Below are 21,282 nucleotides of genomic sequence, written 5' to 3' on the forward strand. Positions count from 1 at the left end.
GTTTAGTAAACCGTTTCTTTAAAGAAGAATCCTGTATCTAACGGACGATTTACTGGTTGCATTTCTTCTATTTCTTTATATAGATCATCTTTCACGTCATAATATGCATCACGATCTTCTACGCATAAATCAATCGCTTGACGATATTTCTTCGTTACTTCAATAATGTATTCAGAGCATTTTAGTACACCGTCGATTTTTAAGCTATCAACTTCAGCTTCGATTAGTTCCTCTAATTCATCGATGAAACAAATATCGTTCGGACTCATAATGTGAGTACCATTTTCATCTTCATAAATTGGATATTTATTGTTACGCTCTGGGTCATATAAGAACATATTCTCTTCATATTTTTTCTTTTCAATGTCAAGATTACGTCCTTGATACTCAAAGTAGTTTCCTACTAATGAACGCTTCGATTGGAACATACAAGTCATACCGTGAATTTGTACTTCTAGTTCCACTTCAGCATTTTCTTTTAAATCAACAATTTCATCTAAGCTCAGCTCACGAGCTAATACAGCACGCTTCGCTCCTCTTTGTCCCCAGTAATTACAAGTGAACCAGTTTGTTGCTGTCGTTTCTGTATTCCAGTGCAACTGCATATTTGGTGCTACTTCGCGAACAGCCATTAATACCGCTGGATCTCCGAAAACAATTGCATCTACATTTACTTCGTTTAAAAATGAAACGTAATCTGTTAATTCTTCTACTTTATCGTTGTGGAACATAGCGTTCATGGCTACGTATACTTTCACACCATTTTCATGTGCAATCTTCACAGTTTGTTTTACATCTTCACGTGAAAACTCCCCTGCTAAACGTAAACCAAACTTTTGCTCACCGATCATTACCGCATCTGCTCCTGCTTTCGCAAGAGGTTCGATATCCGCCACCGCTCTTGGCGTTACTAACAATTCAGGTTTCTTCATACCTTGGTCACCCTCTCTTTTTACTAACAGCTACTCCATCACCAATTGGGAAAATCGTTGTATCATATCCTTCATGATTCATAAGCCACTCATTGTACGTCTTAATACGACGGATTAAACCACGTGTACGTCTGTTTTCAATTTTCTCTTTTGTCGTTACAAGACCGTGGTACATAACATTATCTGAAATAATTACTCCACCAGGATTTAATAACGGTTCATATAAGTCAAAAAAGCGACGATACTGTCCTTTTGCTGCATCAATAAAAATAACGTCAAATGTCCCGTGTTCTTTTACTTGTTCACCTGTCTCTAACGCATCACCGTAAATAACTGAAATACGATCTGTTACTGGGGAACGTTCTATATATTCAAGTGCTTTTTCATATCTCTCACGATTGCGCTCAACTGTCACAATACGTGAATTTGGAATAGCTTGCATCATACGAATACTAGAATAACCGATTGCTGTTCCAAGTTCTAAAATGCTTTTCGGTCCAATTAAACGTAAAAATTGCAGCATAAATTCCATTCCAAGTCGATCCATAATCGGCACATGATTTTCTGTTGCATATTCTTCCATTTCAAGAATTAATTTATCTTTCGGATCAATAAATGATAATAGGTACTCGTTAACTGCATCCTCCATAAATGGTCCTCCTTATTTACATGGAGAAGTGCCTCTATGACGTCTTTTCACACATAGAATGCAATAAAAATACAAGCCAGCTTTATCCTTAGCTTGTACGTCCCGTTTTGATATTAAAAACGATTCTTCTGCCAGTTTTTAACCCGATATATTTTACCACAAAAAAGAGGGATGTGCGACTTTTTTCGCTATCCCTCCCCATTTCACTGTTTTTTCGTAATGTATTTTTGCTTTAATGCATTATGCTCTTCTAATGTTTTCGCATAGTACACTTCACCACTTGGTGCAGCTAAGAAATAATAATAATCTGTTTGCGCAGGTTCTAACGCAGCTTCTACTGAATGTTTACCAGAGTTTGCGATCGGCCCTACCGGCAATCCTTTTACAACATACGTATTGTACGGTGAGTTGACCTTTAAATCTTCGTATAATACACGTTGTTTATGCTTTCCAAGTGCATATAATACCGTTGGATCCGTTTGAAGCGGCATACCTTTTGCTAAACGATTATAAAAGACACTAGAGATCTTTTGACGATCTGTAAAACCAGTTGCCTCTTCTTCAATAAGTGAAGATAATGTTAAAAGCTGATGAACATCCCAATTCTTCGCTTTCATTTTCGCCTCATTTTGAACAATGATTGCATTTGTTTTCTCAAGCATTGGAATTACAATTTCTTCTAACGTTGTATCTTTCTTATAAAACGAATACGTTGCAGGATATAAATAACCTTCTAATGGATATTTAATATTACTATCAAAGATTTTATCCGTTAATAACTTCGGATACTTTTGCTGCATTTTTTGAATAAATGCTTTATCGTTTAATTGACGCGTAACATCATCTTTATTCCACTTTAGTTCTGTCGCAATCGTTTCTGCAATTTCAGTTACTTGCGCCCCTTCTTTAATCGTCACTTTATAAAGAGCTGGACGATGCACGTTGCCAGCTGACATTTGTTCGATCACATCTTCAGCATTCATTGAAGGATTTAATAAATATGTACCTGCTTGTAAACTTTTCGATTTAGCCTTTGTATAAAAACTAAAAACTGTACCGTTTTTTACAGCGCCTTTTTCTTCTAAAATTTCTCCAATTTTACTTGTAGATGATCCTTTCGGAATTTCTACTTCAATCTCTTTTTTATTCCCGCTATCAACTGGTCCTAATGCGGATGAAATATACGCATAGACTGAACCACAAACTAAAAGCAGTGCAATAATCGAAAATAAAAAGATGCGTCTACGCTTCTTTTTCACTTGATTCTCTATCAAAACATTTCCTCCTTACTTAATTGTAGACCGTATGTACACCTTTCTATACAGCACGATGTAAAAACGCAACAAATTCACTTATCTTTTTTAATTGACACTTTATTTTTCTACAATCCGTCTCATTATACTACAAAGACTTACACAGTTTCGACAAAAAATCTTTCATTTTACATATAAATACAAAAAAAGATGGACTGTATGTCGTCCATCTTTTCAGTACTTATTATTCAGCTTCTTGCTCATCAGCAATAGTGTTAAACGTTTCTTGTACCATTTCCCACTCTTCTTCTGATTCGATTGGAAGTAAAACTCCGCCCTCTTCTTCATTTTGCTCATAAGCCATTGCATCATAAATTGGGTCTCCATCTTCATCTACTTCACCGATTGGAGAGAAGATTACGTATGATTTTTTACCAAATTTGTCAGCATCAAAAGTGAAAATAATTTCACATAAATGTTCGTTACCTTTTTCGTCTACAATTGTAATTTGACGTTCTTCCATTTTGGTCACCTCTTATTTTCTATCTAAAAATCCTTGTAAGATTACGACTGCAGCCATCTTATCGATTACTTGTTTTCGCTTCTTACGACTTACATCAGCTGAAATGAGTAGACGTTCCGCTGCCATTGTTGACAAACGCTCGTCCCACATTACAACGTCTAATTGTAACAGCTCTCGTAGGTTTTCTGCAAATTGTTGGCACGCTTCGCCACGTGGGCCAATTGTACCATTCATATTTTTAGGTAAACCTACTACTATTTTGTCCACATTGTACTGCTTTACTAACTCAGAAATACGATCAAAACCAAAGTGACCTCGTTCTTCGTTAATCTTAATTGTTTCTAATCCTTGTGCTGTCCAGCCCATTTCGTCGCTAATTGCAACTCCGACTGTTTTTGTACCTACATCTAAACCTAATATCCGCATAAACTACTCCTCACGATGATGTTTCAAGTAAGACTTCACAAGCTCTTCAATTAACTCATCACGTTCAAGCTTGCGAATGATGCTACGTGCATCTTTATGGCGAGGTATGTATGCTGGGTCTCCACTTAATAAATAACCGACGATTTGGTTAATCGGATTATAGCCTTTTTCTTGAAGTGCATCATACACAGTTAAAAGTACATCATTTACATGGACACTCTGTTTTTCATCTTGAATGCTAAACTTCATTGTTTTATCAAAACCGTCCATTTCAAGCACCTCACTTATATAGTAAGTATAGGGAGAAGAACTTCTCCTCTCCCTACCATTGTACACTACTATCTCTTTATTTTGAAACAGATTTAACGTACTCTTGTACAAATGCTAAAGCTTCTTCGACTTGAGCTGGGTTTTTACCGCCTGCTTGTGCCATATCAGGACGGCCGCCACCGCCACCGCCGCAACGAGAAGCTACTTCTTTCACAAGTTTACCAGCATGGTAACCTTGGCTAATTAAGTCTTTCGTTACACCTGCTAGGATGTTTACTTTATCGTCATTAACAGACGCTAATACAACAACTGCTGACTCTAATTTATTTTTCAGATCATCCATCATCGTACGTAAGTTATTCATATCTGCAACATTTACTTTCGCTGCTAATACATTCACACCATCAACTGTCATTACAGAATCAGTTAAGTTTCCAGCTTCGATATTGCTTAATTTCGCAGCAAGAGATTCATTTTCTTTTTGCAGTTGTTTCACTTCAGCAAATAGACCATCAACTCTTGTTAAAATATCTTTCGGATTTGTTTTCATTTTTCCTGCTGCTTCTTTTAATAAACCTACTTGATCGTTCATTAATTCGTATGCAGACTTACCAGTTACTGCTTCAATACGCCGAGTTCCTGCACCGATACCAGACTCAGCAACGATTTTGAAAATACCGATAGAAGCTGTATTATCAACGTGACAACCACCACAAAGCTCTAAGCTGTAATCGCCAACTTGTACAACGCGTACAACATCTCCGTATTTTTCACCGAATAATGCCATTGCGCCCATTTCTTTCGCTTCTTCGATTGCTTTTTGAGAAATCTCAACATCAATACTTTCCCAAATTTTTTCGTTTACCATACGCTCAATTTTTTCTAATTCGTCAGCTTGTACTTGACCGAAGTGAGAGAAGTCAAAACGTAGACGTTCAGAAGTTACAAGAGAACCTGCTTGGTTAACGTGTGTTCCAAGTACGTCTTTTAATGCTTGGTGTAGTAAGTGAGTTGCTGTATGATTTTTTACAACGCTACTACGGTTTTTCGTATCGATAATAGCTTTTACAGCCGCATCTTTCGTTAATGTACCTTCTTCAACAACAACTTTATGCAAGTTTTGGCCGTTTGGTGCTTTTTGTACGTCTTTTACAAGAACTTTCACACCATCTGCAAGAAGGTAACCACGGTCTGCAATTTGTCCACCGCTCTCAGCATAGAATGGTGTTACATCAAGCATTAATTGTCCTTCTTCACCAGCTTGTAAGCTGTCTGTGTATTCGCCGTTTTTCACAAGTGCAACAACGTTACTTTCTGTTGCAACTGTACCGTAACCAACGAATTCGCTCGCTACTTTAATTTCTCCAAGGACACCACCTTGAACTTGCATAGAATCAACGTCTTGACGAGCAGCACGTGCACGCTCACGTTGTTTTTCCATTTCATTTTCAAAACCTTCATGATCAACTGTCATGCCAGCTTCTTCTGCATATTCTTCTGTTAATTCAATTGGGAAACCGTATGTGTCATACAGACGGAACGCATCTACTCCAGAAATAACAGTTGTTTTTTCTTCTTTTGCTTTTGCAATTACTTCAGCTAAAATCGCTTCACCATCATGAAGTGTTTCATGGAAACGCTCTTCTTCGTTCTTCACAACTTTCGCAATGAAATCTTTCTTTTCAAGTACTTCTGGATAGAAGTCTTTCATTACTTCTCCAACAACCGGTACTAATTCAAACATAAATGGACGATTGATGTTTAATTTCTTCGAATAACGAACAGCGCGGCGTAATAAACGACGTAATACATAACCACGGCCTTCGTTAGATGGAAGAGCACCGTCACCAACAGCGAATGTTACTGTACGGATATGGTCAGCAATTACTTTGAATGCCATATCTTTTTCTAAATCGCCATTACGATATTTTTCACCAGAAATTGTTTCTGTTGCACCAATCATCGGCATGAATAGGTCTGTATCAAAGTTCGTAGGCACATCTTGAACGATAGATGTCATACGCTCTAGCCCCATCCCTGTATCAATGTTTTTCTTAGGAAGTGGTGTATATGAACCGTCTGGATTATGGTTAAATTGAGAGAATACAAGGTTCCATACTTCTAAGTAACGCTCGTTTTCTCCGCCTGGATATAATTCTGGGTCACTAAAGTCATTACCGTAAGCTTCTCCGCGGTCATAGAAAATCTCTGTATTCGGTCCACTTGGTCCTTCACCGATATCCCAGAAGTTTTCTTCTAAGCGAATAATACGCTCTTTGGGAACGCCCATTTTCTCATTCCAAATTGTGAATGCTTCTTCATCTTCTGGATGGATTGTAACTGATAGTAATTCTTTATCGAATCCGATCCATTTGTCGCTCGTTAAGAATTCCCAAGCCCATGTAATTGCTTCTTCTTTGAAGTAATCACCAATTGAGAAGTTTCCTAACATTTCAAAGAATGTATGGTGACGAGCTGTTTTCCCTACGTTTTCAATATCGTTTGTACGAATTGATTTTTGAGCATTTGTAATACGTGGATTTTGTGGGATTACACGTCCATCAAAATATTTTTTTAATGTAGCTACACCACTATTAATCCATAAAAGAGATGGATCTTCATGTGGAACTAGTGATGCACTAGGTTCTACTGCATGTCCTTTTTCTTGGAAAAAGTCTAAAAACATTTGACGAATTTGTGCGCCTGTTAGTTGTTTCATTGTATTTTCCTCCTTAAATATAAAAAACTCCCGTCCCTATAAAAGGGACGAGAGTTAACTCGCGATACCACCCTAATTATGAATTGATTACAATAACAATCAATTCATCACCTCATGGTGCCGTAACGTGGCAAGACGGCAGTGATTAGCTGCTCTCAGGATTAGCTTTCTGTTACCCTTCATCTAAAGCTTCTTTCAGCCATATGGAAGCTTCTCTCTATAAATGGACTGTAACGTACTTGTTCCGTCATTGATTTAATGTATTATATGACTAAATATAATAGAATTCTCTTAAGTTTGTCAATGTAGATAATCATTTATATTGTATTAATTGCTTATTAATCATAGGTATTCTACTATTCATTCTTAACAGCCTTTTCATATATTATGCGTTTATTAACAAATCGGAATCTCCTTACAAGAATGATTTATAAAAATTTCTAAATATTACTTTTTTTGCTATAATTAAATTATTGTTAATAAAATAAAGGAGCGATCACAATGACAACCTTACTTAGCAAAGCTAAAAACATATTAGCGACTGACGAAACGATATTATTTTACGCAGCATGTTCATTAGACATATTTATTTATCGTTCCGTCGCAAGGCCAGGATTGCTAATTTTAACGAACAAAAGACTATTCTTTTATGGGCCAGATGTAAGTAAGAATCCAATATTTGAAGAGTACTCTTTCGCAAAAATTTCTAATCTAAAAGAACAAAAGCGTCTTTTCAACAATCAAATTATATTTATGTATGATAACGAATGGAAAAAAATAAAACATATTCAAACAAATGATGTGAGCTCCCTCGTTCAAAAAATACACGAGCAACTTTCTAAATAAATATATGATTAGCCCTCTATTTCTTACATAGAGGGCTTCTATACTTACACATCTTCTTTTTTCAAGAGCGGTCTCACATGAACAATGACAGTGCGAATAACTGCTAAAATCGGAACCGATATTAGCAATCCTACAATCCCAGCTACCTCTCCCCCAACTAGTAAGGCAAGCATAATAATAACGGGATGCATACGAAGTGACTTACCAACGATGTAAGGCGATAAAATGTTACTCTCCACAAATTGCAAAATCGCAATCGTGATCCCCGCCTTAATAAGTAAACTCGTTGATACTGTTGCTGCAATCATTAACGTCGGGATCGCTCCTAAAATAGGACCGAAGTATGGGATTATATCCGTTACCCCAATAATAATGCCAAGCAATAATGGATATTTCATACCGATAAACCAAAAAGAAAGAGCTGATACTCCCCCTAATACTAAACAAACAAATAACTGTCCTCGAATATAGCTTCCAAGTGACTTATCAATTTCTTTCGCAAGCATTTGCCCCGTACCTCGCCATTTACTTGGGACTAGTTTCCAAAAGATATGATAAAACTCACCATAATCTTTTAATATGTAAAATACAATGAACGGTATTAAGAAAATAATGAGCAATGAATCGAGTACACCACGAGCTGTACTCATCACTTTATTTAAAAGCGCTTGAATCTTCGTTTCCACACCCACAAAAAGTTGTTTCACCTTTTCATGAATGAACGAAGGGAAATTCGCTGTTTGTTCTGTAACGCCATCCATCCACGAATCGTACATCTTTGTAAACTGGGGAAATTGTTCATTAATCTCTTGTAACTGTTTAATAACGACTGGTGTTCCTTTATAAATCCCATAACCAATTCCGCCAAAGAAAAGGATATAAATGAGCAAAATGGCAAGTGTACGAGGCATCCCTTCCTTATGAATTTTTTCAATTAAAGGGTGCAATAAATACGCAATAAAACACGCGATAAGAAACGGCGTGATTGCTACTTTAAATACAAAAATAATCGGTGCCCATAGCGGCTTAATTTTTAAAAAGACGAGCAGACAAAGAAAAACAAGTAACAATAATCCTAAACGATATATCCAAATGATTTTAAGATTCTTCACATGAAAAACCTCCTCCACCTTTATTTTGAAAATAAATGGGGTAGGTTATGTGCGAAACTTTTAAAATCTTTTCATACGGACCATACTGTTTTTTAAAGACGTACATATAAATAACATAACAAGGACAACCACCCCTGAGAATACAGCATGAATTAATATAATCAGGAGGGCTAATTATGGTTTTATTTATGCTTGGATTATCAGCACTTTTTATGATTCTTGAATGGATTTGTATCGGGTTCGGTATTTGGAAGGGGTTCTTTATTCATTCCTCACGTAAAGAAAAAGCGAAGCAATTATGGCAGTATGGAATACTTGGCGTTGGCTGCTACGGTCTATCTTATCTTTTCTCAGAGATCGGACTTTTTTATTTGCATATGGGTGCATAAAAAAACTCCCTTGTCTACAAGGGAGTTTTTCAATTTATCGAAATGATTATAAGTAAGACTTAATCATCTTACGTGCTTTTTTCATATTGCGTTTTGAAAATACATCTTGTTTACGAGCATATTGATATGCTGCAGCTCCAACACCTAATGCGATTAATGAATTGCGTAGATTCAAAGTAAATCCTCCTTTTCGTTATCCGATCGTTCTTTCATTCTCATCAAATAAATCATCAAGAGAGCTTAATGAACCATCTTCCTCAACTTGATGTGTATGGATTTTCCCCTTTGAAACCGATAATTCGATATAACAATTCCAGCAATAAAATTGGTTGACACCTATTTTTCCAATGTCTTTCCCTTTGCAATTTGGACAAATGAACATATGGCTTTCATCTCCTTACAGTCTCCCAGATTCTATTCGCCATTATGTCCAAACTGCATTCATTTATACATTACTGGAGCCTTTCAACGCTATGCGTTTGAAAGTTTCACTATATAATTTCACCTTGTTACATGAAATCATACGGTGAAATGTTTTCCACGTCCATTTCCTCGCCATTAACTGTGACCATCTGTACTTCTCCTTGTGATTCTTGCAAGCGACTAGCTAAAGTTGTTTGACGCATTGCATCATCAAGGCGATTTACACCAGATTGGAAAGCTGCTTCCTCCCCGCAAATAATAAGGAACTTCTTACTTCTTGTAATACCCGTGTAAATTAAATTACGACGTAACATACGGTTGTAACTTTTCACGATTGGCATAATAACAATCGGAAATTCACTACCTTGTGATTTATGAATGGAACAACAATATGCATGCGTAATTTGATTTAAATCGGGCTTCGTATACGTTACCTCAATTCCATCAAATGAAACGATAATCATATCTTGTTGCTCAACGTTCTCTTTCGCATAAAACACCGAAACAATTTCCCCAATATCACCATTAAACACTTGGCTCTCCGGCTGATTCACGAGTTGCAGTACTTTATCGCCTCTTCGGTACACAACATCACCGTAAGCAATTTCTTTACTCTTTTCCCTCTTCGGATTAAATACTTGTTGCAGCGCTTCGTTTAATACATTAATACCAGCAGGCCCGCGGTACATCGGTGCTAATACTTGAACATCCCTTGCACTAAAGCCTTTTGTTTTAGCATTTTCGCAAACTTTTTTCACAACCTCAACAATTTGAGCCCCTGTACAGCTGATAAACGAACGATCTTTTTTGTTTTGCGCTAAATCTGGTGGTAGAGTTCCATTTTTTATCGCATGGGCAAGTTGAATGACTGATGAGCCTTCCGCTTGACGATAAATTTCAGTAAGCTTCACTGTCGGAACTGCGCCTGCATTTAATAAATCTTTTAATACTTGTCCAGGTCCTACAGATGGCAACTGATCTTCATCACCTACAACGATAACTTGAATATTCGTCGGCAACGACTTAAATAGCTGATTTGCAAGCCAAATATCAACCATTGAAAATTCATCGATAATAAGGAGCTTACCTTGGACAGGATCCGTTTCATTACGCTGGAAAGATCCTTCTGGCGTCCAACCAAGTAAACGGTGAATTGTGCAAGCTGGAAGTCCTGTCGATTCACTCATCCGCTTCGCTGCTCTTCCTGTTGGAGCTGTTAATAGTATTGGAAATGGATTATCATCACTGTATTCATTCGGATTTAACGATAATCCGTGAAGTGACGCATACATTTCAACAATCCCTTTAATAACTGTTGTTTTCCCTGTTCCTGGTCCACCTGTCAATAACATCATCGGTTTATGAAGTGCCGTTTGAATTGCTTCTTGCTGAAACGGTGCATATTGTACGTTCAGTTGTTCTTCAATTTCACCTAACGTTTTTAACACTTCCGCTTCTGGAAATGAAGGTGTTTCTTCTTGATTCATAAGCCTGCGAATAGACTTTACAACACCTTTTTCAGAGTAGAATAACGTCGCTAAATACACTCGTTCTTCTTCTATGATGACTTTCCCTTCACTTTGCATCGTTTCAATACAACCTATAATATCTTCCTCAGTCACTCTTCCTTCTTGATTGTTTAAAAGTGACATCGTTTCTCTTACAAGTTGATCTTTCCTCATATAAACATGACCAAGTTGTAATGAGACATTCTCTAATGTGTAAAAACATCCCGCTCGTACACGGTCGTCATGATTACCCGATATCCCTAACGCACGCCCTATATCATCCGCTCTTCCAAAACCAATCCCGTCCACTTCTTCAATAAGTTGATACGGATTATTACGAATCACTTCTAATGTCATCTCTTTATATTGCTGGTAAATCTTAATAGAAAGTTTCGTTCCAAAACCGTAGCCATTTAAAAAGCTCATTACTTTCTCTAATCCTTGATGTTCAACAATTGTCTCATATATTTCCTGAGCCTTTTGTTTATTAACAACACCATTTAATGCCTCAGGGTCATCCATAATTTTAGAAATAGCATGTTCTCCGAGATGGTCCACAATTTTTTCAGCTGTACGCTTTCCTATCCCTTTAAATAAATCACTCGCTAAATATTGCACCATACCTGCTTTTGTTTGCGGCAATTCTTTTTTAAATGTTTCAACCATATATTGTTTTCCATACTTTGGATGGTCCTTAAAATGACCAGTCAATGTAAACACTTCATCTTCATGCATGCGGGGAAAATGACCGTTTATCATTACTTTCTTTTCGTCATACGTTTCATTCGTTTCAATGACTTTCATACTGACAACGGAATAGAGGTTTTCTTCGTTGTGGAAAATGGTATGAAGAACTTGCGCTTTTATAAACTTTTTCTCTTCCTCAAACAAATCCATTGCATGTTGATTTCCCATCTTTCCTCTCCTTTCCGATATTTTCACTTTAATGAGCAGTACATCCCCCACCTTTTTAGATGAGGGATAACTACCCAAACTATATTTTTATCTTATTCAGCTTCTTGCTCTAATAAACGAACGCCATTACCCGCTAAAAAGTGATCTGGCTGAATTTCAGTTGCTTTCTTAAATAAAGCGAGAGCCTTCTCATTATTTTCCTCAAATACGTACGCAACACCTAAATTGTAATACGCATCTGCATGCTCTTCATCCATTTCTAATACCTTTTCAAAATAAGGTTTCGCCTCTTGAACATGTTCTAATCGCGCGAAGCAAAGTCCGCACTGGAATACAGCTTCTACATCGTTTTCATCTAATTCTGTTGCTCTTTGTAAGAATGGTAGTGCAAGACGATCATTTCCAAGCTGTACATGTGTGATACCTAACATAAATGTTACATCAGCTGATTGTAATCCAGCTTGCATTGCTTGTTCAAATACAGCTTTCGCCTCAGTAAATTGCTCTTGGCCATAATATACATTTCCTAAACCATAATAGGCAGCTGCAGATTTATCATCTAACTCTAGTGCGCGTTTATAAAATAAAATCGCTCGCTCGCTATCACCTAATACGTCTAATAAATTTGCAAAATTAATGTATCCAAGCGCATCTTTCGGATTTTCTTCGATTGCTTCTGTAAAATTTTTAGCTGCTTCTTCCCAGTTTCCTTCTTGCATATATTGAATACCTGTTTCAAGTTTGTTTGACATGTCCTTCACCTCTACAACAAATTATAACAAAGAATGTATTTTCCAAGCGAACGAAAATTCGCTTTATGTAAAAGAAACCTCTAACCGCTAATCGGCAGAGGCTTCTCGTTTATCCTAAATAATCCAATTTCTTACCACTACGGTATACTTCATCAATTGTAGCACCGCCTAAGCACTCATCTCCATCATAGAAAACGACTGCTTGTCCTGGTGTAATTGCACGAATTGGCTCATCACAAAGAATACGAACTGTATTTTCATCAACGATTTGAACCGTTACTTTATTGTCTTCTTGACGATAACGGAATTTCGCCGTGCACTTAAATTCTGTTTCTTTTTCTTTGTTACTTACCCATCCTACATTCGTAGCAATAACTTCATCACCATATAGAAGTTCGTTATGGAATCCTTGATCAACATATAAAATGTTTTCTTTTAGATTTTTCCCAACAGCAAACCATGGATCACCATTACCACCAATTCCAAGGCCATGACGTTGTCCAATTGTATAATACATTAAACCGTCATGCTTCCCTTTCACTTCACCAGATAATGTTTGCATTACACCTGGTTGTGCCGGTAAGTAGTTACTTAAGAAATCTTTAAAGTTACGCTCACCAATGAAGCAAATACCTGTACTATCTTTTTTCGCCGCTGTCGCTAAGCCAGCTTCTTTCGCCATTTCACGAATTTGCGGTTTCTTTAATTCACCTAACGGGAACATTGTTTTTGATAATTGCTCTTGGCTTAATTGATTTAAGAAATATGTTTGATCTTTATTGTCATCAACGCCGCGAAGCATTTTATATTCGCCGTCCATATAAGCAACGCGTGCATAATGGCCTGTTGCCACATAATCCGCACCAAGCGCAATTGCATGCTCTAAAAATGCTTTAAATTTAATTTCTTTATTACACATTACATCTGGGTTTGGTGTACGACCAGCTCGATACTCATCTAAGAAGTACGTAAATACTTTATCCCAGTATTGTTTTTCAAAGTTTACTGCATAATACGGAATACCAATTTGGTTACACACTTCAATTACATCATTGTAATCTTCTGTTGCTGTGCAGACACCATTCTCATCTGTATCATCCCAGTTTTTCATAAAAATTCCGATTACATCATAACCTTGCTCTTTTAATAAAAGTGCTGCTACAGATGAATCGACGCCACCGGACATTCCGATGACAACGCGTGTTTCGTGAGGTAGTTTGTTCATCATGTCACCTCCCATGCTAATTTTGTGTTAATCGCTTCACGATTTTCACTGTTTCGTACGCCGCTTTTTCAATTTGCTCTTTCGTATTTCCAAGTCCAAAACTAAAGCGTACGGATGAACGTATTTGATCGGAGTCTTTTCCAAACATCGCTACTAATACATGTGATGGATCAATCGAACCAGCTGTACAAGCAGAACCGCTTGATACTGCAATGCCAGCAAGGTCTAAGTTCACAAGAAATGGTTCAATGTTCATTCCTGTAAAACTTACATTAAGTACATGCGGTAAGCGATGTTCTAAGTTTCCGTTTACCTCGAAAGTAATGCCTTCATTTTTGAAGACAGATACCATTATATCTTTAAACTCTTCATATTGGGCATTTTTTTGCTCACGAGTTTTTTCAGCTATAAGAATTGCATGCTGAAGCCCAGCAATACTAGGCACATTTTCCGTACCAGCACGGCGTTTTCTTTCTTGCTCTCCGCCTATTAATAACGGTTCAAATTTCACATTTGCACCAGCGTATAAGAACCCTACACCTTTTGGCCCATTAATTTTATGTGCTGAAATTGATAATAAATCAATTCCAAACTCTTTCACATTAATTTCTACTAAACCGTAAGCTTGTACCGCATCTGTATGGAAATAAGCTTGATGATCTTTTAGCAGCTTTCCTATTTCCACAATTGGTTGCATTGTCCCTACTTCATTATTCCCAAACATAACAGATACAAGAATCGTCTCTTCTGTTAATGCCTTTTGTATGTCAGAAACTTGAATGCGCCCTGTTTCATCGACAGGTAAATATGTCACTTCAAACCCTTCACGCTCTAACAATTCGCACGTATGCAAAATCGCATGATGTTCAATTTGCGTCGTTATTATGTGGTTACCTTTATGACGGTTCGCACGTGCTACACCTATAAGCGCTAAATTATCAGCTTCTGTACCACCGCTCGTAAATATAATTTCATTCGGATTCGCATGAATGCTGCGTGCACACACTCGTCTCGCCTCATCTACTGCATGGCGCGTTTGACGTCCATAAAAGTGAATACTAGACGGGTTCCCGAATATTTCTGTCATATATGGAATCATCTTTTCGACCACTTCTGGGTGAGTCGGAGATGTCGCAGCATGATCTAAGTAAATGCGTTCCATTAAATCTCCTTCTTTCCAAATCGTTTCACAAGGAATTAAATGTAAAACATATAGCCCCCGTGATTTTCTTCCTCATAACGTACTAAATCTTCTAACGTTGTACTATCTAACACTTCTTGTACCGCATCACGAACACGCATCCATAACTGGCGTTGTGCTGGTTCTTCTTCTTCTATCATTTCTACAACACTAATCGGCCCCTCTAATACACGGATTACATCCCCAGCTGTAATGTTAGCCGGTTGATCTGATAGTACATATCCGCCATATGCTCCGCGTGTACTCTTTACTAGACGCGCGTTACGAAGTGGTGAAATTAATTGCTCTAAGTAATGTTCCGATAAGTCATGTGCCTGCGCAATTGATTTTAATGAAATCGGACCTTCACCAAACTTTTTTGCAAGATCGATCATAATTGTTAAGCCGTAGCGGCCTTTCGTTGAAATCTTCATCTATTTTGCACCTCTTTTCAAATTTTCACTTCTATTGGTTATATCTTATTTATAAAAGAACACAATTTAAAATCCTATGAAATTATAGCATAATATAGTATTATAAGAAATTTCAACTTGTGTATCAAAATGATAACATAAAATCACATTGAAAAACTCGGAAATTATTACAATTGAAAGAAAAATGAAAATATTCGTATTCATTTTTCCCATAAAACAGCATCCTATTTCAAATTCCGTAGAAAAAAATGATACGATAGAACGAGATTATATATTAAGGGAGACGGTCCAAATGAAACAACCACTCGCACATCGAATGCGCCCTACAAATATTCAAGAAATTATTGGGCAACAACATTTAGTTGGTGAAGGAAAGATTTTATGGCGAATGGTCCAAGCCAATCATTTTCAATCTATGATTTTATACGGTCCTCCAGGTACAGGAAAAACATCCATTGCCAGTGCAATTGCAGGAAGTACCGGTACCCCGTTTCGTCTATTGAACGCTGTTACTCACAATAAAAAAGATATGGAAGTTGTCGTACAAGAAGCGAAGATGCATCGACACCTCGTTTTAATTTTAGATGAAGTTCACCGTCTAGATAAAGCAAAGCAAGACTTTCTATTACCTCACTTAGAAAGCGGACTTCTTACTTTAATTGGTGCTACGACAAGTAATCCATTCCATGCAATAAACTCCGCTATTCGAAGCAGGTGTCAAATTTTCGAATTACACGCACTAACAGAAAAAGATATTTTAATTGGGTTAAAAAGAGCTTTAGAAGATAAAGAAAAAGGCCTTGGAGAATATGCAGTAACGGTAACAGATGAAGCACTACATCACTTTGCAAACGCCTCTGGTGGTGATATGCGTTCCGCTTATAACGCACTTGAACTTGCTGTATTATCTAGCTTTACTACAGACGATCAAGCGGCTGAAATCACACTCGAGATTGCAGAAGAATGCTTACAAAAGAAGAGCTTCGTCCACGACAAAGGCGGCGATGCTCATTATGATGTATTATCAGCATTTCAAAAATCAGTGCGCGGAAGTGATGTAAATGCAGCACTCCATTATTTAGCACGCCTTATTGAAGCAGGTGATTTACAAAGCATTGGCAGACGCCTTCTTATTATGGCTTATGAAGATATTGGACTTGCTAGCCCACAAGCTGGACCACGTACACTAGCTGCAATTGAATCAGCTGAACGAGTTGGATTCCCAGAAGCACGCATCCCACTTGCAAATGCCGTTATCGAGCTATGCTTATCACCAAAATCAAATTCAGCTTATAAAGCACTTGATGCTGCATTACACGATTTACGCAACGGTCAAACAGGTGACATTCCAAGCCATTTAAAAGATAGTCATTACAAAGGCGCAGAATCACTTGGAAGAGGCATTGGATATTTATATCCGCACGACCATCCAAACGGCTGGGTAAGGCAACAATACTTACCTGATAAAATAAAAAGCAAGCAATATTATAAACCGAAAACGACAGGAAAATTTGAGCAAGCACTTTCTACTGTTTATGAAAGATTACAAACTTCGAATAAAACGAAAAATAAAGGGTAACATAAACGAAAACGTCACCATTATGGAGGCTTCGCTTATGAAAACACGTCAAGATGCATGGACAAAAGAAGATGATCTCCTTTTAGCAGAAACTGTTTTGCGACATATTCGCAGCGGAAGTACACAAATAAAAGCGTTTGATGAAGTTGGCGACGCTTTAAACCGCACTTCCGCAGCTTGTGGCTTTAGATGGAATGCTGAAGTAAGACCGAATTACGAAGATGCGGTGCAGCTTGCAAAAAAACAACGTAAAGAATTAAAACGTTCTGAAGCTAATATAGAAAAAGATCGGTTCACGAAAACGAAACAACTCGTAATTGACGCCGATTTTTCAGAAGATATTACGTCAAGTAAACAAGATCTTACAATGCAAAATGTCATTTCATTTTTACAAAATTTAGAACATAACAATCCTTCACTTGCAAAGTTGCAAACTGAAAATGATGTATTACACGCTCAACTCACCTCTCTGCAAAAAACGAATCATGAACTTGAAACGAAATTAGCAGTACTCACAAAAAAACAACAAGCAATCGAAGAAGATTACGCGATGCTTGTTCGAATTATGGATCGTGCTCGAAAACTTGTTTCAGTCGAAGAGCAAGAAGAGCAAATTGCCCCAATTTTCAAAACCGGTCAAAATGGGAATTTAGATATTATTTATTCTGCAGAGAATTAAAAACAGGGATGTCACTTTTTTAACCGAGTGACATCCCTGTTTGTTTTCGGTGAACCATATATAGATATCGGTAAATGAAATTATATTAACGGTTTTTCGAATATATCTATCACAACTTGCAATATATCAACGATTTTTCAAATTTATCTATCACAACTTGCAATATATCAACGATTTTTCAAATTTATCTATCACAACTTGCAATATATCAACGATTCAATAAAGGATATCGATTTAACGACAAAGATTGACAATAACATTCCTCCTTGTCATACAAGGAAACTCCTACAACAGATTAGATATTTTTTACTAAAATGTTATTATAAACATATACCTTTAAAGGGAGATGGTTGCTATTTCATTAATAATCTTCAAAATAACTCTTGGCCTTCTCGTCCTAACTTTAGCTCTTTTCACCATTAACAGTCTAAAAAAGACATCCGCCTATAAATCAGATAAATATGATTATTGCTTACTAACCTTACTTACATTTGAACTAGTAGTGATGCAAATATTCATATTTCTTTAATACATATAAAAAAGCATATATCCAAAATGGATATATGCTTTTCTTTTATTCTTGCCCTACACGTTTCACTTCTACGTTTTTAATGCGTTCACGTACAACGTGACTTGCCATAATTAAGCCTGCCACAGATGGTACGAATGCATTTGATGAAGGCGGTAGTTTCGCCTTACGAATTTTTGCATTCTCGTCTGGTACAATTTCTTTACGTACTTCTTCACGAATTACGATTGGGTTTTCGTCAGAGAAGACAACTTTTACACCTTTTTTAATACCCTCTTTACGAAGCTTCGTACGAATGACTTTCGCAATTGGATCTGTATGTGTTTTAGAGATGTCCGCAATACGGAAACGAGTTGGGTCCATTTTATTTGCTGCACCCATACTTGAGATAATTTTAATTTTACGACGTAAACATTGTTTAATTAAATGAATTTTGAACGTAATCGTATCAGATGCATCCACTACGAAGTCTAAACCGTACTTAAAGAACTCTTCATATGTTTCATCTGTATAAAACATTTCTAGTCCAATTACTTCACACTCTGGGTTAATGTCCGCGATACGCTCTTTCATTAATTCTACTTTTGAACGTCCTACAGTAGATACTAAAGCGTGAATTTGACGGTTTACGTTTGTAATATCTACAACGTCTTTATCAACTAATACGAGACGTCCTACGCCAGAACGTGCTAACGCTTCAGCTGCAAAAGAACCTACGCCGCCAATTCCTAAAATACCGACTGTACTATTTTTTAATATTTCAAGTCCTTCTTTACCAAAGGCTAATTCATTACGTGAAAATTGATGTAACATTCAGCTCTACACTCCTATTACAAAAATGGTCTACCATGTATTCTAGCGTTTTTCCGACTATTTGTATAGAAAAAGTTATAGAATTCCTAAAAATACATATTTCGAGAATGAAAACATAGACCAGAATTTTATTTCTTCCTAAATACACGTTTAAAAAGGAGGATTTAGATAACCGAGCAGATTGAGGCGCTGAAGCCAGGAGGAGCGCAGTGTAGAAATACTACTCGAGCACCGGACTGGCGAGGCAACGATGAGATGCGACAGTTATCTAAACCGGACTTTTTAAACAACCTCTCAAAAAAAATCTAGACGGTTATAGTATAACCATCTAGACCCTATTCTTACTTCTCTTCTTTCAAGCTTAATTTTAAGTTCAGTTCTTCAAGCTGCGCTTCTGCAACTGGGCTTGGAGCTTCTGTTAATAAGCAGCTTGCGCTTGCTGTTTTCGGGAATGCAATTGTATCACGAAGGTTCGTACGGCCTGCAAGTAACATAACAAGACGATCTAAACCTAATGCGATTCCGCCGTGTGGTGGTGTACCGTATTCGAATGCTTCTAATAAGAATCCGAATTGCTCTTGCGCTTCTTCTTGTGAGAATCCAAGTGCTTTGAACATTTTTTCTTGTACGTCACGCTCGTAAATACGAAGTGATCCACCACCAAGCTCATAACCGTTTAATACAAGGTCATATGCTTGTGCACGTGCTTTTTCTGGTGCTGTTTCTAGTAACTCAACGTCTTCACGGAATGGCATTGTGAATGGGTGGTGAGCTGCGAAGTAACGATCTGCATCTTCATCGTACTCAAGTAGTGGCCAATCAGTTACCCATAGGAAGTTAAATTTACTTTCATCAATTAACTCAAGCTCTTTACCTAGACGTAAACGAAGTGCGCCTAAGCTATCTGCAACAACGCTCTTCTTATCTGCTACGAATAGTAATAAGTCGCCAGCAGTAGCTTCTAATGTGCTCATTAACACATTTGCATCTTCTTCACCGAAGAATTTCGCAATCGGTCCTTTTAGTCCGTCTTCTTCAACTTTAAGCCAAGCTAGACCTTTTGCACCGTATACTTTCACGAATTCAGTTAATGCATCGATGTCTTTACGAGAATATTTACTTGCAGCACCTTTTGCATTAATTGCTTTTACTTGTCCGCCGCTTTCTACAGCACTTGTAAATACTTTAAAGCCACAACCTGCAGCAAACTCAGATAAGTCTGTTAGTTCCATTTCAAAGCGTGTATCTGGCTTATCAGAACCGTAGCGAGCCATTGCATCAGCATATTTCATACGAGGGAATGGTGCACTCACTTCTACACCTTTTGCATCCTTCATAACTTTCGTCATCATACGCTCCATCATATCTAAAATTTCATCTTGTGTTAAGAATGAAGCTTCGATATCGATTTGCGTGAATTCTGGTTGACGATCCGCACGTAAATCTTCATCACGGAAACAACGTGCTACTTGATAGTAACGCTCAAATCCGCCGACCATAAGAAGCTGTTTAAATAACTGTGGTGACTGTGGTAATGCATAGAATTCACCATCATGTACACGACTTGGCACTAAATAGTCACGAGCTCCTTCTGGCGTGCTTTTCGTTAAAATTGGTGTTTCTACTTCTAAGAACTCTTCTGTATCTAAGAAGTTACGAATTGTTTTTGTTACGTCGTGACGCATTTTGAATGTGTTGAACATTACAGGACGACGTAAGTCTAAATAACGATATTTTAAACGCACATCTTCTGATGCATCTGTATCATCAGCAATGATAATTGGCGTTGTTTTCGCTGCATTTAGTACATTTACTTTTGTTGCTTGTACTTCAATACGACCAGTTGCCATATTGTCATTAATTGCGCCTTCACCACGTTCAACAACTGTACCTTCTACGTGTAATACGTATTCGCTACGAATTGTTTCTGCTACTTCTAACGCTTCTTTTGATGTTTCTGGGTTAAATACAACTTGTACGATACCTGTACGGTCACGTAAATCGATAAAGATTAATCCACCTAAGTCACGGCGTTTTTGTACCCAACCTTTTAATTGAACTGTTTGTCCAACAGCTTCTACTGTTACTTTTCCACATGCATGTGTTCTTTCAGCCACTGTAAGTTC

21 protein-coding genes and 1 other annotated feature are annotated in these 21,282 nt (G+C 37.3%); of the genes, 4 read left to right on the forward strand and 17 right to left on the reverse strand.

Annotation, left to right across the window (positions count from 1 at the left end):
- Positions 1 to 2: 2 nt before the first annotated feature.
- From MR168_RS11770 to alaS, 7 genes are all read right to left on the reverse strand, one after another.
- Entirely contained in the window at positions 3 to 932 is a 930-nt protein-coding gene (locus tag MR168_RS11770) for a peptidase U32 family protein (RefSeq protein WP_242291265.1), read from the reverse strand.
- 7 nt (positions 933 to 939) lie between these two features.
- Positions 940 to 1,581 carry an O-methyltransferase gene (locus MR168_RS11775; protein ID WP_000389102.1) on the reverse strand — a complete coding sequence of 214 codons (642 nt, stop codon included), beginning with the start codon at positions 1,579 to 1,581 and terminating at the stop codon, positions 940 to 942.
- A 203-nt stretch (positions 1,582 to 1,784) separates the two neighbouring features.
- Positions 1,785 to 2,855, reverse strand: a complete 1,071-nt coding sequence (gene mltG / locus MR168_RS11780; RefSeq protein WP_000572131.1) for an endolytic transglycosylase MltG — start codon at positions 2,853 to 2,855, stop codon at positions 1,785 to 1,787.
- 223 nt (positions 2,856 to 3,078) lie between these two features.
- Positions 3,079 to 3,357, reverse strand: a complete 279-nt coding sequence (locus MR168_RS11785) for a DUF1292 domain-containing protein (protein WP_000392730.1) — start codon at positions 3,355 to 3,357, stop codon at positions 3,079 to 3,081.
- A 12-nt stretch (positions 3,358 to 3,369) separates the two neighbouring features.
- Positions 3,370 to 3,783, reverse strand: a complete 414-nt coding sequence (gene ruvX, locus MR168_RS11790) for a Holliday junction resolvase RuvX (RefSeq protein WP_001221192.1) — start codon at positions 3,781 to 3,783, stop codon at positions 3,370 to 3,372.
- Between the two features lie 3 nt (positions 3,784 to 3,786).
- A complete protein-coding gene (locus tag MR168_RS11795; RefSeq protein ID WP_000348590.1) occupies positions 3,787 to 4,053 on the reverse strand; it encodes an IreB family regulatory phosphoprotein in 267 nt (88 codons plus the stop codon).
- 76 nt (positions 4,054 to 4,129) lie between these two features.
- Positions 4,130 to 6,772 (reverse strand): alanine--tRNA ligase, encoded by a 2,643-nt coding sequence (alaS, locus tag MR168_RS11800; RefSeq protein WP_000811831.1) that lies wholly within the window; start codon positions 6,770 to 6,772, stop codon positions 4,130 to 4,132.
- A 40-nt stretch (positions 6,773 to 6,812) separates the two neighbouring features.
- Positions 6,813 to 7,032, reverse strand: a binding site (T-box leader).
- Positions 7,033 to 7,273: 241 nt separating this feature from the next.
- Here alaS and MR168_RS11805 point away from each other — a divergent pair.
- Positions 7,274 to 7,618 carry a PH domain-containing protein gene (locus MR168_RS11805; protein WP_000209578.1) on the forward strand — a complete coding sequence of 115 codons (345 nt, stop codon included), beginning with the start codon at positions 7,274 to 7,276 and terminating at the stop codon, positions 7,616 to 7,618.
- A 44-nt stretch (positions 7,619 to 7,662) separates the two neighbouring features.
- Here MR168_RS11805 and MR168_RS11810 read toward each other — a convergent pair whose 3' ends face one another.
- Positions 7,663 to 8,730, reverse strand: coding sequence for an AI-2E family transporter (locus MR168_RS11810; protein WP_000793128.1), 1,068 nt, complete (start codon positions 8,728 to 8,730; stop codon positions 7,663 to 7,665).
- A 176-nt stretch (positions 8,731 to 8,906) separates the two neighbouring features.
- Here MR168_RS11810 and MR168_RS11815 point away from each other — a divergent pair, with 176 nt between their 5' ends.
- Positions 8,907 to 9,119, forward strand: a complete 213-nt coding sequence (locus MR168_RS11815) for a hypothetical protein (RefSeq protein WP_000242535.1) — start codon at positions 8,907 to 8,909, stop codon at positions 9,117 to 9,119.
- Positions 9,120 to 9,165: 46 nt separating this feature from the next.
- Here MR168_RS11815 and MR168_RS11820 read toward each other — a convergent pair whose 3' ends face one another.
- The 7 genes from MR168_RS11820 to cymR all read right to left on the reverse strand — a co-directional run bounded on the left by MR168_RS11820 (position 9,166) and on the right by cymR (position 15,556).
- Positions 9,166 to 9,294, reverse strand: coding sequence for a YrzQ family protein (locus MR168_RS11820; RefSeq protein WP_001053553.1), 129 nt, complete (start codon positions 9,292 to 9,294; stop codon positions 9,166 to 9,168).
- Between the two features lie 18 nt (positions 9,295 to 9,312).
- Positions 9,313 to 9,501, reverse strand: coding sequence for a hypothetical protein (locus MR168_RS11825; RefSeq protein ID WP_000469281.1), 189 nt, complete (start codon positions 9,499 to 9,501; stop codon positions 9,313 to 9,315).
- Between the two features lie 127 nt (positions 9,502 to 9,628).
- A complete protein-coding gene (recD2, locus tag MR168_RS11830; RefSeq protein ID WP_000528082.1) occupies positions 9,629 to 11,965 on the reverse strand; it encodes an SF1B family DNA helicase RecD2 in 2,337 nt (778 codons plus the stop codon).
- Positions 11,966 to 12,057: 92 nt separating this feature from the next.
- Positions 12,058 to 12,717 carry a tetratricopeptide repeat protein gene (locus MR168_RS11835; RefSeq protein ID WP_000066409.1) on the reverse strand — a complete coding sequence of 220 codons (660 nt, stop codon included), beginning with the start codon at positions 12,715 to 12,717 and terminating at the stop codon, positions 12,058 to 12,060.
- Between the two features lie 109 nt (positions 12,718 to 12,826).
- Complete coding sequence (mnmA, locus tag MR168_RS11840; RefSeq protein WP_001038010.1) at positions 12,827 to 13,942, reverse strand: tRNA 2-thiouridine(34) synthase MnmA; 1,116 nt, start codon at positions 13,940 to 13,942, stop codon at positions 12,827 to 12,829.
- Between the two features lie 16 nt (positions 13,943 to 13,958).
- Positions 13,959 to 15,104 (reverse strand): cysteine desulfurase family protein, encoded by a 1,146-nt coding sequence (locus tag MR168_RS11845; protein WP_000439882.1) that lies wholly within the window; start codon positions 15,102 to 15,104, stop codon positions 13,959 to 13,961.
- Between the two features lie 35 nt (positions 15,105 to 15,139).
- On the reverse strand, positions 15,140 to 15,556 hold the full coding sequence (cymR, locus tag MR168_RS11850; RefSeq protein ID WP_000704116.1) for a cysteine metabolism transcriptional regulator CymR: 417 nt from the start codon (positions 15,554 to 15,556) through the stop codon (positions 15,140 to 15,142).
- A 292-nt stretch (positions 15,557 to 15,848) separates the two neighbouring features.
- Between cymR and MR168_RS11855 the strand changes: the two genes are divergently transcribed.
- Both MR168_RS11855 and MR168_RS11860 read left to right on the forward strand, forming a co-directional pair.
- Positions 15,849 to 17,135, forward strand: a complete 1,287-nt coding sequence (locus MR168_RS11855) for a replication-associated recombination protein A (protein WP_086411437.1) — start codon at positions 15,849 to 15,851, stop codon at positions 17,133 to 17,135.
- Between the two features lie 37 nt (positions 17,136 to 17,172).
- Positions 17,173 to 17,814, forward strand: coding sequence for an RsfA family transcriptional regulator (locus tag MR168_RS11860; RefSeq protein ID WP_242291266.1), 642 nt, complete (start codon positions 17,173 to 17,175; stop codon positions 17,812 to 17,814).
- 574 nt (positions 17,815 to 18,388) lie between these two features.
- Here the strand turns inward: MR168_RS11860 and MR168_RS11865 are convergent.
- Positions 18,389 to 19,156 carry a tRNA threonylcarbamoyladenosine dehydratase gene (locus MR168_RS11865; protein ID WP_000903179.1) on the reverse strand — a complete coding sequence of 256 codons (768 nt, stop codon included), beginning with the start codon at positions 19,154 to 19,156 and terminating at the stop codon, positions 18,389 to 18,391.
- A gap of 341 nt (positions 19,157 to 19,497) precedes the next feature.
- The gene (gene aspS, locus MR168_RS11870; protein WP_000840898.1) at positions 19,498 to 21,273 is read right to left on the reverse strand and encodes an aspartate--tRNA ligase; all 1,776 of its coding nucleotides are present in this window, start codon (positions 21,271 to 21,273) and stop codon (positions 19,498 to 19,500) included.
- Positions 21,274 to 21,282 lie beyond the last annotated feature (9 nt).

The sequence above is a fragment of the Bacillus cereus group sp. BfR-BA-01356 genome (genome assembly GCF_022663635.1).
GTDB lineage: Bacteria > Bacillota > Bacilli > Bacillales > Bacillaceae_G > Bacillus_A > Bacillus_A cereus.